14 protein-coding genes are annotated in these 15,533 nt (G+C 73.4%); 9 read left to right on the top strand and 5 right to left on the bottom strand.

Annotated elements, in window-relative coordinates:
- Window positions 1–3 precede the first annotated feature (3 nt).
- Window positions 4–906 (bottom strand): UTP--glucose-1-phosphate uridylyltransferase GalU, encoded by a 903-nt coding sequence (galU, locus tag CUT44_RS11385; RefSeq protein ID WP_100201811.1) that lies wholly within the window; start codon window positions 904–906, stop codon window positions 4–6.
- 124 nt (window positions 907–1,030) lie between these two features.
- On the opposite strand from galU, the gene CUT44_RS11380 reads away from it, so the two are divergent.
- On the top strand, window positions 1,031–1,681 hold the full coding sequence (locus CUT44_RS11380) for a 5-formyltetrahydrofolate cyclo-ligase (RefSeq protein WP_100201810.1): 651 nt from the start codon (window positions 1,031–1,033) through the stop codon (window positions 1,679–1,681).
- Window positions 1,682–1,723: 42 nt separating this feature from the next.
- Here CUT44_RS11380 and CUT44_RS11375 read toward each other — a convergent pair whose 3' ends face one another.
- Entirely contained in the window at window positions 1,724–4,492 is a 2,769-nt protein-coding gene (locus tag CUT44_RS11375; protein ID WP_100201809.1) for a penicillin acylase family protein, read from the bottom strand.
- Window positions 4,493–4,763: 271 nt separating this feature from the next.
- Here CUT44_RS11375 and CUT44_RS11370 point away from each other — a divergent pair, with 271 nt between their 5' ends.
- The 6 genes from CUT44_RS11370 to mscL all read left to right on the top strand — a co-directional run bounded on the left by CUT44_RS11370 (window position 4,764) and on the right by mscL (window position 10,956).
- On the top strand, window positions 4,764–6,251 hold the full coding sequence (locus tag CUT44_RS11370) for a potassium/proton antiporter (RefSeq protein WP_100201808.1): 1,488 nt from the start codon (window positions 4,764–4,766) through the stop codon (window positions 6,249–6,251).
- 270 nt (window positions 6,252–6,521) lie between these two features.
- Window positions 6,522–7,958 (top strand): MFS transporter, encoded by a 1,437-nt coding sequence (locus tag CUT44_RS11365; RefSeq protein WP_408646732.1) that lies wholly within the window; start codon window positions 6,522–6,524, stop codon window positions 7,956–7,958.
- A 110-nt stretch (window positions 7,959–8,068) separates the two neighbouring features.
- A complete protein-coding gene (locus CUT44_RS11360; protein WP_100201807.1) occupies window positions 8,069–8,434 on the top strand; it encodes an FmdB family zinc ribbon protein in 366 nt (121 codons plus the stop codon).
- 114 nt (window positions 8,435–8,548) lie between these two features.
- Window positions 8,549–9,397, top strand: coding sequence for an S-methyl-5'-thioadenosine phosphorylase (locus CUT44_RS11355; protein WP_100201806.1), 849 nt, complete (start codon window positions 8,549–8,551; stop codon window positions 9,395–9,397).
- 269 nt (window positions 9,398–9,666) lie between these two features.
- Complete coding sequence (locus tag CUT44_RS11350; RefSeq protein WP_233221345.1) at window positions 9,667–10,266, top strand: RcpC/CpaB family pilus assembly protein; 600 nt, start codon at window positions 9,667–9,669, stop codon at window positions 10,264–10,266.
- A 132-nt stretch (window positions 10,267–10,398) separates the two neighbouring features.
- Window positions 10,399–10,956, top strand: a complete 558-nt coding sequence (gene mscL / locus CUT44_RS11345) for a large conductance mechanosensitive channel protein MscL (protein WP_100201805.1) — start codon at window positions 10,399–10,401, stop codon at window positions 10,954–10,956.
- A gap of 67 nt (window positions 10,957–11,023) precedes the next feature.
- On the opposite strand, the gene CUT44_RS11340 is transcribed toward mscL, so the two are convergent.
- Window positions 11,024–11,236: a hypothetical protein gene (locus tag CUT44_RS11340; RefSeq protein ID WP_199185674.1), complete on the bottom strand. Its 213-nt coding sequence runs from the start codon at window positions 11,234–11,236 to the stop codon at window positions 11,024–11,026.
- Between the two features lie 131 nt (window positions 11,237–11,367).
- Here CUT44_RS11340 and CUT44_RS11335 point away from each other — a divergent pair, with 131 nt between their 5' ends.
- Complete coding sequence (locus CUT44_RS11335; RefSeq protein ID WP_408646736.1) at window positions 11,368–12,540, top strand: P1 family peptidase; 1,173 nt, start codon at window positions 11,368–11,370, stop codon at window positions 12,538–12,540.
- Window positions 12,541–12,725: 185 nt separating this feature from the next.
- On the opposite strand, the gene CUT44_RS11330 is transcribed toward CUT44_RS11335, so the two are convergent.
- Window positions 12,726–13,742, bottom strand: coding sequence for a sigma-70 family RNA polymerase sigma factor (locus CUT44_RS11330; protein ID WP_100201804.1), 1,017 nt, complete (start codon window positions 13,740–13,742; stop codon window positions 12,726–12,728).
- 180 nt (window positions 13,743–13,922) lie between these two features.
- On the opposite strand from CUT44_RS11330, the gene CUT44_RS11325 reads away from it, so the two are divergent.
- The gene (locus CUT44_RS11325) at window positions 13,923–14,444 is read left to right on the top strand and encodes a GNAT family N-acetyltransferase (RefSeq protein ID WP_100201803.1); all 522 of its coding nucleotides are present in this window, start codon (window positions 13,923–13,925) and stop codon (window positions 14,442–14,444) included.
- A 158-nt stretch (window positions 14,445–14,602) separates the two neighbouring features.
- Here CUT44_RS11325 and CUT44_RS11320 read toward each other — a convergent pair whose 3' ends face one another.
- The gene (locus tag CUT44_RS11320) at window positions 14,603–15,274 is read right to left on the bottom strand and encodes a TetR/AcrR family transcriptional regulator (RefSeq protein ID WP_100201802.1); all 672 of its coding nucleotides are present in this window, start codon (window positions 15,272–15,274) and stop codon (window positions 14,603–14,605) included.
- Between the last annotated feature and the right edge of the window lie 259 nt (window positions 15,275–15,533).

Genomic DNA, 15,533 nt, shown 5'->3' with positions numbered 1-15,533 from the left:
GTCCTACAGCTCCTTGTTCACGAAGTCGCTCAGCCAGGCCCGGAACTCCGGGCCGAGGTCCTCGCGTTCGCACGCCAGCCGGACGATGGCCCGCAGGTAGTCGGCGCGGTCGCCGGTGTCGTAGCGGCGGCCCTTGAAGACCACGCCGTGCACCGGCCCGCCGATGGCGGGATCGGCGGCCAGCGCCTGGAGGGCGTCGGTGAGCTGGATCTCGCCGCCGCGGCCGGGCTCGGTCCGGCGCAGCACGTCGAAGACGGCCGGGTCCAGGACGTAGCGGCCGATGACGGCCAGATTGCTGGGCGCGGCCTCGCGGGACGGCTTCTCCACCAGGTCGGAGACCTTCACCACGTCGTCGTCGCCGGTGGGCTTGGCGACGGCGCAGCCGTAGAGGTGGATGTTCTCCGGCTCGACCTCCAGCAGCGCGACGACACTGCCGCCGTAGGCGGCCTGCACCTCGATCATCCGGGACAGCAGCGGGTCGCGCGGGTCGATCAGGTCGTCGCCGAGGAGGACGGCGAAGGGCTGGTCGCCGACGTGCGGGGCGGCGCACAGCACGGCGTGGCCCAGGCCCCTGGGGTCGCCCTGGCGCACGTAGTGGATGGTGGCCAGGTCGGTGGACTCCTGGACCCGGGTGAGCCGGTCCTCGTCGCCCTTGCTCCGCAGCACCTCCTCCAACTCGTAGTTGCGGTCGAAGTGGTCCTCCAGGGGACGCTTGTTGCGGCCGGTGACCATGAGGACGTCGGGGAGCCCGGCGGTCACGGCCTCCTCCACCACATACTGGATCGCGGGCTTGTCGACGACAGGCAGCATCTCCTTGGGAGTCGCCTTCGTGGCCGGCAGGAACCTGGTACCGAGCCCGGCGGCCGGGACGACGGCCTTCGTGATCCGTGCACGTGAGGTAGTCATGTCAGCACCATATCCGTTGGCCGGACGCACAACCCGCAGGTCCGGCAGGCCCGCCGCGATCCACGGCCGGCCGTCCGCGGGCGGTCCCGCGGAAGGGGAGAAACGGGGAGAGGGAGCGATCACCATGGGTGAGGGCAGCGGCGGAGGCGGTACCGGGGAGGGCACCGCGGGAGGTGGCCGTGCCGGTGCCGCCGCGGACAAGCGCGCGCTGCGGCGCGCCCTGCTGGCGGCGCGGGCGGCGCTGCCCCAGGAGGAGCTGCGGCGGGCCGCCGGGGCGGTCGTCCGGCACGCCCTGGGGCTGGCCGAGCTGACCGGCGCGCGCGCCGTGGCGGCGTACGTCCCGGTCGGCCGCGAGCCGGGGGGCCCGGAGCTGCTGGACGCGCTGCGCGGGCGCGGCGTACGGGTGCTGCTGCCGGTGCTGCTGCCCGACGACGACCTGGACTGGGCGGTGTACGAGGGCCCCGGCTCCCTGGCGCGGGCCGGCCGGGGGCTGCTGGAGCCCACCGGCCCCCGGCTGGGCCCGGACGCGGTCACGGCGGCCGGTGCCGTACTGCTGCCGGGGCTGGCGGTGGACCGGCGCGGGACGCGGCTGGGACGGGGCGGCGGCAGCTACGACCGGGGGCTGGCCCGTGTCGAGTCCGCCGGTGCCGCCCCGGCCCGGGTGGTGCTGCTCCACTCCGGCGAGCTGCTGGCGGCCGAGGTGCCCGCCGAGCCCCACGACCGGCCGGTGCACGCCGCGGTGACCCCCGAGGGGGTGCACCGCTTCACGGCGTGACCCGGGCGTCCGCGTCCGGCCGGGGCTCGGGGACGAGGGCCGTCAGGGCTCGGGGGTGAGGGCCATCTTGTCCTCGGTGGCCTTCTCCACGGCTTCCTCGCCGAACGGCCAGTCCAGCATCTCGCCGTCGGCCCACAGGTCCGTCTGGTCGATGTAGTTCGAGTGGTAGGCGTGGCCGGAGGCGCCGGTGAGGTTGATCCAGCGGGACTCGTCGAGCCTGGCCATGTTGACCACCATGCGCATCGACGGCACCCAGACCACCTGGTAGCCGCCTGCCGCGTTCCAGCCGGTGGCGTTGACGGCCGCCTCGCCGCCGCCCAGGTTCCACGGGCCGCGGTTGAGCAGGTGCTGGACGAAGCCCGGGCCCTCGGTGCCCAGCGTCTGGTTCTTCAGCATCAGCCGGTGCAGGCGGCCCCAGCTCCAGGTGTCGATGTCCTTGCCGAGCTTGGTGGTGAGTTCCCAGCGGGCGTCCCGCAGGGCGTCGGCCAGCAGCTCGTCCCGGTCGCCCGCGCCGGTCTCGTACCGGCTGCCGGGGGTCCACCAGCCGCTGTCGGGCTTCTCCAGCAGGTTGTACACGACCTCGTACCAGCGGTCGCCGCCGTCCGGCTGTGCGGACTCCGGGGCCCGCATGCCGCACTCGCGGACGGTGCGGACGGTGCCGTCGAGGTCCTCGACGGGGCCGGAGTCGTCGGCCGGGCGGACGCGCAGGCACTCGCCCTCGACCCGGACCTCCTTGGGGAGCTTGTTGCCGAAGGAGAGCTTGAGGAGGTTGCGCCACACGCCGTTGAAGTAGGCGGCGGGGGCCGAGTCGGCGTCCTGGGTGTAGTCCCAGCCCTCCAGCAGTTCCTGGGCCTCGCGGACGTAGGGGTCCTTGACGTCGATCCTCAGCAGGTGGGGCACCAGGATCTTGGCTATCTCGCTGCTGTTGTCCAGCTGCATGGTGGCCATGTCCTCGGTGGAGACCCTGCCGCCCTCCTTGATCTTCGACTGGATGAGGTCCTCGATCCGCCGGCTGCGCGCGCCGTAGCCCCAGTCCTCGGTGAGCAGGTAGGGGTACTTCTCGGCGTCGACGACGGCCTGGTTGGCGGTGACGATGTAGCCGCGCTCGGGGTTGTACTCCCAGGGCAGTTCGTCCTGCGGGATGTAGCCGGTCCACTCGTGGTCCGGGTCCCAGCCGGGCGCCGGGTAGCGGCCGTCACCCTTGCCGCGGACCGGGATGCGGCCGGGGGCCTGGTAGCCGATGTTGCCCTCGGTGTCGGCGTAGAGCAGGTTCTGGGAGGGGACGGCGAAGTCGGCGGCGGCGGCGCGGAACTCCTCGAAGTCCCCCGCCCGGTTGAGCTTGAAGACGGCGTCCATGGTGTTGGACGGCTCCAGCGCGGTCCAGCGCAGCGCGACGGCGTAGCCCTTGCCGCGGTCGGGTGCCCGGTCGCCGACGGGGGCGTGGTCGCCGACGGTGCCCAGTTCCGCGCTGCGGTCGGAGACGATCGGGCCGTGGCGGGTGGAGCGGACGGTGATGGTGCGGTCCTTGCCGCCGGCGACCTTGATGGTCTCCTGGCGGGTCTCGTACGGGATCCGCTTTCCGTCGTAGACGTACTTGCCGTCCTCGATCTTCTCCAGGTACAGGTCGGTGACGTCGGCGCCGAGGTTGGTGAAGCCCCAGGAGATGTCCTGGTTGTGGCCGATTATCACGCCGGGCATGCCGGAGAAGGTGAAGCCCGCGACGTCGAAGGGGCAGGCCTCGCCGACCTCGTTGCAGTGCAGGCCCATCTGGTACCAGATGGAGGGCAGTTGCGGGGCCAGGTGCGGGTCGTTGGCCAGCAGGGGCTTGTCGGTGGTCGTGTGCTTGCCGTGGACGACCCAGGAGTTGGAGCCGATGCCGTTGCCGTTCGGGCCGAGCAGGGCGGGGAGCCGGTCGAGGACGTCGGAGAGACCGGTGAGCTGCGTCCGTACGCCGTCGGGGGATCCGGCGCCCTGGGTGCCGGTGCCGGTGCCGGTGCCGTCGGCGGATCCCTCCGTACCCTCGCCGGTGTCCCCGTCGGCCTCCCCGCCGGAAGGGGCCTCGCTCCCGGGGTCGAACGCCTCCTGGGCGGGGTCCACCGCGCCCTCCCGCACGATCGGCTTGTTCCGCTCGTACGGGTAGTCCGGGTACAGCTCCTCGATCTGCCGCTCCTCCAGCCGGCCGGCGAGGAGGGCGCGGTCGATCTCGTCCTGCATGTTGCCGCGCAGGTCCCAGGCCATGGCCTTGAGCCAGGCGACGGAGTCCACCGGCGTCCACTTCTGCGGCGTGTAGTCGTTGACGAAGCCGAGGGCGGCGTACTCCAGGGAGAGTTCCGCGCCGCCGCGCTCCGCGAGGTAGGAGTTGACCCCCTCCGAGTACGCCAGCAGGTACTCCTTCGTCGTCTTCGACAGCTTGCTCTCGTACTCCTCCTCCGCCACCTTCCGCCAGCCCAGGGTGCGCAGGAAGGCGTCGGTCTCGACCTGGTCCTCGCCGAACATCTCCGACAGCCGGCCGGCCGTCAGGTGCCGCCGCACGTCCATCTCCCAGAAGCGGTCCTGGGCGTGGACGTAGCCCTGGGCGCGGAAGAGGTCCTCGGCGCTGTCGGCGTAGAGCTGGGGTATGCCGTGGCCGTCGCGCTTGACGGTCACCGGGGCGGACAGGCCGTCCAGCTGGAGCGAACCGGTCGTCTGCGGGAAGGAGGCGCGGACGGTGTCCACGCCCCAGTACGTCCCGTAGCCGAGACCCGCCACGAGCAGCAGCACGACTGCGATCACGGAGAAACGGGCGCGTCGTGAGGTCTTCTTGGCGGGCATCGCTGTCCTTCGCGGGCAGGGTGGGACCAGGAGTGCTGGAGCAACCATAGGACGAGACGGGCCCCGGACCGGCAGGGAGCCCGGGCAACAAAGCCGCAACCTTCAAGCAATGGTAAATTGTTAGGCAGGCAAATGACTTTCGGCGGCCGGAGTCCGGCCGTTTCGTCCCCTGTGTCCGCTTCGCACGTCCGTCCCGCACGCCCGCTCCGGTACGCCCGCCCGTACGCACGGAAGGACCCGCCCTCTGACTGTCGACCGCCTCAACGAACTCATGCTGCTCGGCTCGCTCGTCCTGCTCGTCGCCGTCGCGGCGGTCCGACTCTCCTCGCGCACCGGCCTGCCCAGTCTGCTGATCTACCTGGGGCTCGGCATCGCCCTGGGGGAGAACGGGCTGGGCATCAGTTTCGACGACGCCGAACTGACCCAGGTACTCGGCTACGCCGCGCTCGTGGTGATCCTGTCCGAGGGCGGGCTGAGCACCAAGTGGCGCGACATCCGCCCGGTCGCCTCCTCCGCCGCCGTACTCGCCACCGTGGGGGTCTGCATCAGCGTCGCGGTCACCGCGGCGGGCGCCCACTACCTGGTGGGGCTGGACTGGCGGCTGGCACTGATCATGGGTTCGGTCGTCTCCTCGACCGACGCGGCGGCGGTCTTCTCGGTCCTGCGCCGGCTGCCGCTGCCCAGGCGGCTGGCCGGGACCCTGGAGGCGGAGTCCGGGTTCAACGATCCCCCGGTGGTCATCCTGGTCGTCGCCTTCTCGATGGCCGGGCCGGTGGACTCCTGGTACGTCCTCCTGGGGAACATCGCGCTGCAGCTGGCCATCGGCCTCGTGGCCGGGATCGTCGTCGGCAAGATCGGCGAGTACGGACTGCGGCACGTGGCCCTGCCGGCCTCGGGCCTGTACCCGATCGCGGTGCTGGCGCTGTGCGTCCTGGCGTACGCCGGGGGCACCCTCGCACAGGGCAGCGGCTTCCTGGCGACCTACATCTGCGGGATCGTCCTGGGCAACGCCAGGCTGCCGCACCGGCCGGCCACCCGCGGCTTCGCGGACGGCATGGCGTGGATGGCGCAGATCGGGCTGTTCGTCCTGCTCGGACTGCTGGCGACCCCGGCGGAGCTGCTGGACGACTTCGGGGCCGCCCTGGTCATCGGCCTGGTGCTGACCCTGGTGGCCCGGCCGGTGTCGGTCGTGCTGTGCACCCTGCCCTTCCGGCTGCCCTGGCGGGCACAGGCGCTGATGTCGTGGGCGGGGCTGCGCGGCGCCGTACCGATCATCCTGGCGACGATCCCCATGTCCTCCCCCGGGCGGGACAGCGACCGGATCTTCAACATCGTCTTCGTCCTGGTCGTCGTCTTCACCCTGATCCAGGGGCCGACCCTGCCCTGGGCCGCCCGGAAGCTGGGACTGGGCGGGAACGAGGAGGCGATGGACCTGGAGATCGAGTCGGCCCCGCTGGAGCGGCTGCGCGGCCATCTGATCTCGGTCGGCATCCCGCGGGGATCGCGGATGCACAACGTGGAGGTCGGCGAGCTCCGGCTGCCGAAAGGAGCCGCGGTCACCCTGGTCGTGCGGGGGGACAGCAGCTTCGTGCCGGGGCCGACGACCGTCCTGCGGTACGGCGACGAGTTGCTGGTGATCGCCACCGACGAGGTGCGCGAGGCCGCCGAGCGGCGGCTGATGGCCGTGGGGCGCGGCGGCAAGCTGGCGGGCTGGCTGGGATCGGCGGGCAGTACGGCGCTGGGGGGCTCCCGGCGCTGAGGCGCCCGGCCGCCCGTTCGTCTGTCTGTCTGCCCACCGCCCGCCTGCCCACCGGCGGGCGGTGGGTTAACCTGAAATCCGACTTCGTCCGACTTCCGGAGCTCCGACTCCGCCTGATGCAGGGCTGACGCGACCGCCCGGCCGTCCGGCAGCACGCCGCGCCCGCGGTTCCCGCGTGAGAGGACAGCCCTCGGCCGGCCCCGCGCGGCCGCCGTACGCCCGCCGTACGGCGCCCGGGGGCGCGCTACCAGGCGGCAGAAAGGTCAGGTCGTGACCACCACGGTCACTTCCTCGGTCAACCCTGAGCCGGATCCCCCCGGCACGTCCGACGGCTCCTCCCGGAGCCCCTCCCGCAGGGCCGGCTACCGGGAGCTGCTGCGCACCCCCGGCGCCTGGACGTTCCTGGTGCCCGGCTTCCTGGCCCGCCAGCCGTTCGCGATGCTGACCCTGGGCATCGTGCTGCTGGTCGAGGACACCACCGGCTCGTTCGGCGCGGCGGGCACGGTGTCCGCGACCGCCGGGGTCGCGATGGCCCTGTGTGCGCCGCGCGCCGGACGGCTCGCCGACCGTTTCGGCCAGCGCGCCGTCCTGCTGCCCGGCATCGCGCTGCACGCCGTCTCCGTCGCCCTGCTGACCTCGCTGGCCCTGTCCGGGGCCCCGCTGTGGGCGCTGCTGGTGACGGCCGTGCCGGCCGGCGCCTCGGTGCCGCAGGTCGGCCCGATGGTGCGGGCCCGCTGGGCGCACCTGCTGCGGGACCGCCCCGGGACGCTGCCGACGGCGGCGGCGCTGGAGTCGGTCACCGACGAGCTGACCTTCGTCCTCGGCCCGGTGCTGGCGACGGCGCTGTGCACCGGGGTGCATCCGGCCGCCGGGCTGGCCGCGGAGGGGGTCCTCACCGTCGTCGGCGGACTGCTCTTCGCGGCGCGGCGCCGTACCCAGCCCCCGGTCCAGCGCCGCGCCCGGGTCACCGCGGACAGCGGGGGTGCCGGGGGTGCCGCGGGCACCGGGACGGACGGCGGCCCGCACGCCTCGGCGCTGTCGGTGCCGGGCGTACGGGTGCTGATCGTCGCCTTCCTGGGCGTCGGCGCGGTGTTCGGCGGCATGCAGGTGTCACTGGCCGCCTACACCGAACACATCGGGCAGCCGGACCTCAACGGCGTGCTGTACGGGATCTTCGCGGCGGGCAACATGCTGGCCGGCCTCGGCTACGGGGCGCTGACCTGGCGGTCGTCCCCGCGACGGCGGCTGCTGGTCTCGTACGGGCTGCTGGTGCTGGCCACCGCGCCGCTGTGGGCGGTGGACTCGGTGGTGCCGCTGGCCGTTCTCGGGCTGCTGGCCGGCGCGGGCATCGGGCCGAGTCTGATCACGGGTTTCACGCTGGTGGAACGGCTGACCCCGCCGACCGTCCGCACCGAGGCGTTCACCTGGCTGACCGGGGCGGTCGCGCTGGGGCAGGCCGGGGCGGCCACGGCGGCCGGGCAGCTGGTGGACGGCTTCGGGACGAACGCCGGGTTCGCGGTGCCGCCGCTGGTCACCGCGCTCGCGCTGGTGATCGTCGCGGTGCTGCGCGGGCGGCTGGTCCCGGCGGCACCGGACACCCCGGTGGTGAAGGGACCGGTCCCCTCCCGCCCGTCCCGTCCGGGGCCCGTCCGGGACGGGCGGGAGGACTCCGGGCAGGACTCCGGACGGGGGACGCGGAGGGGGTGACGGCACGTGGCGAGGGTCACCGTCGGCCGTCCGCAGTGGACTAAGCCGCCGGAATGCTGCACCATGGTGCGTCGTTAGCACTCCACAGGTAAGAGTGCCAGGAGGAGCAAGTGCCGACCTATCAGTACCAGTGCACCGAGTGCGGCGAGGGCCTGGAAGCGGTTCAGAAGTTCACCGACGACGCGCTCACCGAGTGCCCGAGCTGCGAGGGACGCCTGAAGAAGGTGTTCTCGGCGGTCGGCATCGTCTTCAAGGGCTCCGGCTTCTACCGGAACGACAGCCGCAGCTCCTCGTCCGGCAGCTCGGCTTCGTCGTCGTCTTCGTCTTCCTCGGCTTCCTCGGCTTCGTCGTCGTCCTCGGCCGAGAAGAAAAGCGACAGCTCGTCGTCTTCTTCCTCGTCGTCGGGTTCGTCGTCGTCCTCGTCGTCGGGTTCGTCGGGCGGCTCGTCCTCCAAGGCGGGTTCGACGGCGGCCTGAGGCGGCGCGTCCCCACGACACGTCCGGCCCCCGGACGCATCCCGAACGCCACCGACCCCGCCGCGGCCCGGCGGGGTCTCCGGCGTGCCCGCCGGGCGGGCTAGGGTGACGGCCATGACTTCTCAGACAGGAAGCGCTCCGCAGGCGGAGATAGGCGTCATCGGCGGGTCCGGGTTCTACTCCTTCCTGGAGGACGTGACGGAGCTCACGGTGGAGACGCCCTACGGCCCACCGAGCGACTCCCTCTTCCTCGGCGAGGTCGCCGGGCGGCGCGTGGCCTTCCTGCCCCGGCACGGGCGCAAGCACCACCTGCCGCCGCACCGCGTCAACTACCGCGCCAACCTCTGGGCCCTGCGCTCGGCCGGTGTGCGCCAGGTGCTGGGGCCGTGCGCGGTGGGCGGTCTGCGCCCCGAGTACGGGCCGGGCACCCTGGTCGTCCCGGACCAGCTGGTGGACCGTACGAAGTCACGCGTCCAGACCTACTACGACGGCGAGGCACTGTCCGACGGCTCGGTGCCGAACGTGGTGCACCTGACCTTCGCCGACCCCTACTGCGGAGCGGGCCGTACGGCCGCGCTCGCGGCGGCCCGCGGCCGGGGGTGGGAGCCGGTGGACGGCGGCACGATGGTGGTGGTCGAGGGACCGCGCTTCTCGACCCGCGCGGAGTCGCGCTGGCACGCGGCACAGGGATGGTCCGTGGTCGGGATGACCGGGCACCCGGAGGCCGTCCTCGCCCGGGAACTCGCCCTGTGCTACACCTCGATCGCCCTGGTCACCGACCTGGACGCCGGTGCGGAGACGGGTGAGGGCGTCTCGCACGAGGAGGTGCTCGAAGTCTTCGCTCAGAACGTCGGACGGCTGCGCGAGGTGCTCTTCGACGTGGTGGCCGGACTGCCGGTGGAGCGGGAGTGCGGGTGCGCGGGCGCGCTGGACGGCATGGACCCGGGGATCGCGCTGCCGTAGGGACGGCCGGCGTGGAGCCGGCGTGGGGCCGCCGCGGGACGCGTCCTGCGTGGCGTGAGGGGCGTGTGCGGCCCGTGTGGGTGACGGAGTTGTCCACAGCCTGTGGGCTCTCCACAGGGCCCGGCGGACTCGCGCGGAACCGGCCATCGTGAGGGAGTTCCCTCTCCAAGGCGGTGACCGCGGTGTCCTCTTCCCCCTGCCCTTCTCTCCCTTCCGCCTCCCGGCGCTCTTCCTCCCAGCCGTCCTCCTGTCCGCCTCCTTCCTGTCCCGTGCCGGAGTTCGAGCCGGTGCGCGCCGGCCGCGGTCTCCTCGGGTCGCTGCGGACGGCGGGACGGGGCAGGCGCGCGGCGGCCGTCTCCCTCGCCGCGGCCGCCACGGTGGCCGTGGCCTGGATGCCGCGTGGCGGGCCCGGCGGGGAGCCGGCCCCGTCCGCGCTCGGGTCCGCCGCACAACGGGCGCCGGCACCCGCACCACCCGCACCGTCGGCAGCGGCCCGGTCCTCGCCCGGGCACGGCGGTGACACGGCGGCCGAGGTCGAGGCCCCGGTGCGGATTCCGGACGCCGCCGTGGTGCGACTGCTGCGGCCCGGCGACCGGGTGGACGTACTGGCCACCACCGTCGACGACACCACCGCGGGCGTCCCGGCCGGCCGTCCTGCCCGGACCGTCGCCCGGAACGTACGGGTGGCCGCCGTTCCCGGTCCCGGCCCGGACGGCTCCGGCTCCTCCGGTGCGTCCGGTCTCTCCGGTGCCTTTGGTGCCTCCGGCGAGGAAGCCGGGGCGCTGGTGGTGCTCTCGGTGCCACGGCCCGTGGCGGCCCGGCTCGCCGGGGCCGCCGCACACTCCCAACTGGCGGTGACCCTGTGCTGACCTGCGCCGACCGGCCGCTCCCGGGGCCCGCCCCGGACGGATCCCCGGATTGGACAACCGGCGCGGGGGTCATGCAGCGTGTGCTGCGTTCCGTCGGCGAGGGTCGGCGCGCATGTGCAGAGAGGCAGTCCGTTGAGCGAGAAGCAAGGCGTCCTGAACGGGTTCAAGGCCTTCCTGATGCGGGGCAACGTGGTCGACCTGGCCGTTGCCGTCGTCATCGGAGCGGCCTTCACCAAGATCGTGAACTCGGTCGTGGAGGGCGTCATCAACCCGGTGGTGGGCTCCATCGGGCCCAAGGACCTCGACCGCTACCACTCCTGCCTCCAGGGCCCGTGCGAGATCGACGAGTCGACGGGCGCGGTCATCAACGGCATCACGATCAAGTGGGGCACGGTGCTGAGCGCCTCCCTGACCTTCCTGATCACCGCGGCGGTCGTGTACTTCCTCATGATCGTGCCCATGAACAAGCTCAAGAAGCGGCTGGACGCCCTGGACACCGAGGAGGCGGCGGAGATGGCCGCGACACCCGCTCAGAAGAGCGAGGTGGAGCTGCTCGCCGAGATCCGCGACACCCTGGTCGCCCTCCGCGCCGAGCAGGGCCCGGCGGCGGGTGCGGCCGGGCTGGGCCCGCAGCGCGGTGCCCCCGGCGGCCCGGGATTCACCGGCGGCGAGGGCACCGGCCGGGCGTAGTCCCGGACACACCCCGCCGTCCACCCGCGCCCGCACTCGTGCTCGAGCCCGCGCTCGCGCTCGTGCCTCACAGGTGGTGCGGGGGCTTCTCCTCCAGGAAACGGGCCAGGTCGGCCGCGTCGCCACCCGCCGTGTCCGCCCGTTCGCCCCAGCCCCGGTCGCCCCAGCCCCGGTCGGTGTCGTCGTTCGACGGCCGGCTCAGCGGGTCGGTGAAGTCCAGTGCGGAAGCCGGGTCCGCCGGGGCACGGTGCCCGGGGCCGGGAGTGGCGGGGGTGTTCATGCCCCCAGGGTACGGCGGCCCCGGCCCGCCGCCCCGGGAGCGTCGCGGCAGCCGCCTCCGGGGCCGTACCGGGGACCATGGCCCGTATGAACAGCACGGACAGCACGGACGGCACGGACGGCACGGACGGCATGGGCGGCACGGACGGCACGGGGTCCGCGGAGGCCATGGGCCCCCTGGACGCACTGACGGACGTAACGGGGCTGCGGGTCGGCCATGCCCGCTACCGGGGCGACGGCCGGCTGACGGGTACGACGGTGGTTCTCGCGCCGGAGGGCGGGGCGGTGGCCGCGGTGGACGTCCGGGGCGGCGGCCCCGGCACCCGGGAGACCGACGCCCTCGACCCCCGCAATCTGGTGCAGCGCGTCGACGCCCTGGTGCTGACCGGCGGCAGCGCGTTCGGGCTGGATGCGGCCTGCGGGGTCGTGGACTGGCTGGCGGAACGGGGCCGCGGCTTCCGGGTCGGCCCCGAACCGGAGCAGGTGGTGCCGGTGGTTCCGGCCGCGTGCCTCTTCGACCTCGGCCGCGGCGGCTCCTGGCGGGCCCGCCCCGACGCCGCGCTCGGCCGCGAGGCGGCCGGGGCCGCCGACCGTACGGCTCCCGGGAGCCCGGTGCCCCAGGGCTGTGTCGGCGCCGGAACGGGAGCGGTGGCGGGTGGCCTCAAGGGCGGAGTGGGCACCGCGAGCACGGTCCTGCCCTCGGGTACGACCGTGGGCGCGCTGGTCGTGGTCAACGCCGCGGGTTCGGTGCTCGACCCGGCGACGGGTGCGCTCTACGGCGAGCTGTACGGCGGCGGGCGTCCGGCCTTCCCTTCCGCGGCCGAGCACGCCGAGGCGCTGCGCAGGCTGGCAGCCGCCCGGCAGGAGTCCGAGCGCCGTACGGCCGCCTCCGTACGCGCGCCGCTCAACACCACCCTGGCCGTGGTGGCCACCGACGCCGCGCTCTCCCGTGCCCAGGCGCACAAGCTGGCGGGCACCTCCCACGACGGGCTGGCCCGTGCGGTCCGCCCGGTCCATCTGCTCACCGACGGCGACACCGTGTTCGCCCTGGCCACCGGGGCCCGGCCGACGGCCGTACGGGAGGCCGCCGACGGCCCCGCCGCCGGAGGGCCCACCGGGGAGCCCGCCGGGGGCCCCACCGGGTTCGAGGCCGTCGAGGAGTTCAACGCCGTGCTGGCCGCCGGGGCCGACACCCTGACACGGGCGGTGGTGAAGGCGGTGCTGGCCGCGGAGGGCGTGGACGGCCCGGGCGGGGTGTTCCCCGCCTACCGCGATCTCTACAGCCGCCCCCGCCCCCGCTCCTGAGCCGTCCCTCCGGGATCCCCCCGGCACCGGAGGCGGCATCCCACGGGCGCGGCAGAGCCCCGGTCACTCGGGGAGTGCCGGGGCTCTGGCCGTGCGGGTCGTGCTGGTCGGATGCGGGTCTTCCGCCGGGGTGTCTCGGGGGCCGGGGCCGCGCGGCACGGTGCGTTCCGCCGTGCCCCGCCCCGTCACGCCGCCGCGTCGAAGCCCGTGTCACGAGCCATCTTCTTCAGTTCCAGCAGGGCGTGCTTCTCGATCTGGCGAATGCGTTCCCGCGTCAGGCCGTGCTGCTTGCCGACCTCCGTCAGCGTGCGCTCGCGCCCATCCTCGATGCCGTAGCGCGCGCGGATGATGGAGGCGGTGCGGTCGTCCAGGCGCCCGATCATTTCCTCCAGCTCCTCACGCCGCAGCATCACGAGCACGGAGTCCTCCGGCGAGGTCGCGGAGGTGTCCTCCAGCAGGTCGCCGAACTGCGTCTCGCCCTCGTCGTCCACGGACATGTTGAGGCTGACCGGGTCGCGCGCCCAGTCGAGCACGTCCGTGACGCGCTCGGCCGTCGAGCCCAGCTCCTCGGCGATCTCGGCGGGCTCGGGGTCGCGCCCGTGCTCGCGGTTGAACTCCCGCTGCACACGGCGGATCCGGCCCAGCTCCTCCACCAGGTGGACGGGCAGCCGGATCGTGCGCGACTGGTCGGCGATCGACCGTGTGATGGCCTGCCGGATCCACCATGTCGCGTAGGTGGAGAACTTGAAGCCCTTGCGGTAGTCGAACTTCTCGACCGCCCGCACCAGGCCCGCGTTCCCCTCCTGGATCAGGTCCAGCAGCGGCAGTCCGCTGCGGGGGTAGCGCCGTGCGACGGCGACGACCAGACGCAGGTTGGAGCGGATGAAGACGTCCTTGGCACGCTCGCCCTCGGCGACGATCGCCGCCAGCTCCTCCCGGCGCGCGGTCGCGCTCGGCGAGTCCTCCGAGACGGGCTCGACCTCGCCGTCGAGGATCTGCTGGGCGTACACACCCGCCTCTATCGCGAGCGAGAGCTCGACCTCCTTGGCCGCGTCCAGCAGCGGAGTGCGGGCGATCTCGTCGAGGTACATGCCGACCAGGTCCCGGTCCGCGACATCCCCCGAGGACGAGGTACGAGCAGTGCGTGCCTCGCCAGAGCCCTTGCTATCGGCCTGACGACGGGCGACGGCACGGGTTGCCATACGTACTCCCTTACGAGTGGTCTACAACTGGTCGGTGGCGGTTCCGGCCACCCGGCGTCTTCTCAACCGGGTGCCCGCTTCGCTGGAAACAACGACTTCAATCCGGACAGAATTCCCAAGCCGCCCATCGACTTTGTCGATCTTGCGGTATCCTGCGCCGCCGCACGAAGGGGGAGCCTTGTGACGGGGAACGGAGAAGTGCAGGTCAGGGCGGGTGGAGAGGAGGACCTCCCGGAGCTGACCGAGATCTACAACCACTACGTCCGTGAGACACCCATCACATTCGACACCGTTCCCCTCACCGCGGCGGACAGACGTCCCTGGCTGCTCTCCCACCCGATAGACGGCCCGCACCGCCTCCAGGTTGCCCGGGACACGGGGACGGGCCGGGTGCTCGGCTACGCCACCAGCGGCCCGCTCCGCCCCAAGCCCGCCTACTCCACCTCGGTCGAGACCAGCGTCTACCTCTCCCCCACCGCCCGCGGCCGGGGCATCGGCACCCTGCTCTACAAGCACCTCTTCGAGGCCCTGTCCGGCGAGGACGTCCACCGCGCCTACGCGGGCATCGCCCAGCCCAACCCGGCCTCCGTACGCCTCCACACCCGTTTCGGCTTCCGCCACATCGGCACCTACGGGGAGGTGGGCCGGAAGTTCGGCCGGTTCTGGGACGTCGCCTGGTACGAGAAGCCGCTGGACTCCTGACCGCCTGCCACTGCGTCGCCCGCCCCGTCCGGACGCCCGGCACACACCGGCCCCCACCGCGAACACCCCCGTCGTCCGCGGTGGGGGCCGGTCACCGGGACGCGGCGTACGCACGCGCTCCCGGCCGTCTCCCGCAGGGCCGTCTCCGGTCGCTCCGGTCAGTCCTCCCGCCGCAGCGCCTCCAGGGTCGCCGCCCGCCCGGGGAGCCGGGACTCCGCCGGGGCACGCAGCCCGTCGAGGTAGATCTGCAACTGCCGGCCGGAGAACCGCTCCAGCCGCGCGCAGTCCGCGCCGGGCAGCGGCCGGGTGAGCTGCCCCACGGCCATCAGCAGATCGCCGGTGTCGGCGTCCGCGCGGAGGCGTCCGGCCCGCCGCGCCCGGTCGAGGAGTTCCCCGACCGCCCCCTCCAGCCGGCGCCGGGCGGCCAGCAGCCGGGGCTCCTCGCTGTCGAAGTCCGCGTCCAGCATCGGGCAGAGGGCACCGACGCGCTCCTGCGCCGCCCCGGTGACGAAGCGGTGCAGCGCCTCGAAGGGATCGTCTCCCCCGCCGCTCGGGCCGCACTCCGCCAGGGCCGCCCGCGCCCGGTCCGTGATCCGCTCCACCACGGCGAGCACGACCTCGTGCGCGAGTGTCTCCCGGTCCGGGAAGTGCCGGTAGAGGGTGGCGTTGCCGACGCCCGCGCGCCGGGCGATGTCGTCGAGCGACGCGTCGGAGCCGTAGCGGGCGAACGCCTGGCCGGCTGCGGCGACGATCCGCTCCCGGTTGCGGACCGCGTCCGCGCGCCGGGGCGGGACGGTGCCGCGCGGGGCGGTGGTGCCGGTGGCCGCCATGCCGTCCCCTCTCGCGGACTCCCGGGGAGCGGGCTCCCGTCGGAATAGGTAACGTCGCAAACGGGGATCGCCTCCCCGGTTGTTCCACATCACCACTGTGACCCGCGTCACATTTCGAGGTGCCCCCGTCCACGGACCACCGGCCCGGCTCCCGGCACTTGTCCACACCCCTGGCCGCCGGCTCGGCACGCTGCGACGATGTGCCCGCCACAGCCCCGACGACAACCCCACAGCCCGTACGCCACCCACCCTCCCGTGT

The organism is Streptomyces carminius (assembly GCF_002794255.1).
In the GTDB taxonomy this organism is placed as follows: domain Bacteria; phylum Actinomycetota; class Actinomycetes; order Streptomycetales; family Streptomycetaceae; genus Streptomyces; species Streptomyces carminius.
This window is presented reverse-complemented; position numbering and strand designations above follow the sequence as displayed.

Coding starts and splice junctions, on each gene's coding strand:
- CUT44_RS11375 (WP_100201809.1), bottom strand. CDS start 4,492: ATGCCCGCCAAGAAGACCTCACGACGCGCCCGTTTCTCCGTGATCGCA.
- CUT44_RS11355 (WP_100201806.1), top strand. CDS start 8,549: ATGACTTCTCAGACAGGAAGCGCTCCGCAGGCGGAGATAGGCGTCATC.
- CUT44_RS11330 (WP_100201804.1), bottom strand. CDS start 13,742: ATGGCAACCCGTGCCGTCGCCCGTCGTCAGGCCGATAGCAAGGGCTCT.
- CUT44_RS11380 (WP_100201810.1), top strand. CDS start 1,031: ATGGGTGAGGGCAGCGGCGGAGGCGGTACCGGGGAGGGCACCGCGGGA.
- CUT44_RS11335 (WP_408646736.1), top strand. CDS start 11,368: ATGGGCGGCACGGACGGCACGGGGTCCGCGGAGGCCATGGGCCCCCTG.
- CUT44_RS11320 (WP_100201802.1), bottom strand. CDS start 15,274: ATGGCGGCCACCGGCACCACCGCCCCGCGCGGCACCGTCCCGCCCCGG.
- CUT44_RS11340 (WP_199185674.1), bottom strand. CDS start 11,236: ATGAACACCCCCGCCACTCCCGGCCCCGGGCACCGTGCCCCGGCGGAC.
- galU (WP_100201811.1), bottom strand. CDS start 906: ATGACTACCTCACGTGCACGGATCACGAAGGCCGTCGTCCCGGCCGCC.
- CUT44_RS11370 (WP_100201808.1), top strand. CDS start 4,764: ATGCTGCTCGGCTCGCTCGTCCTGCTCGTCGCCGTCGCGGCGGTCCGA.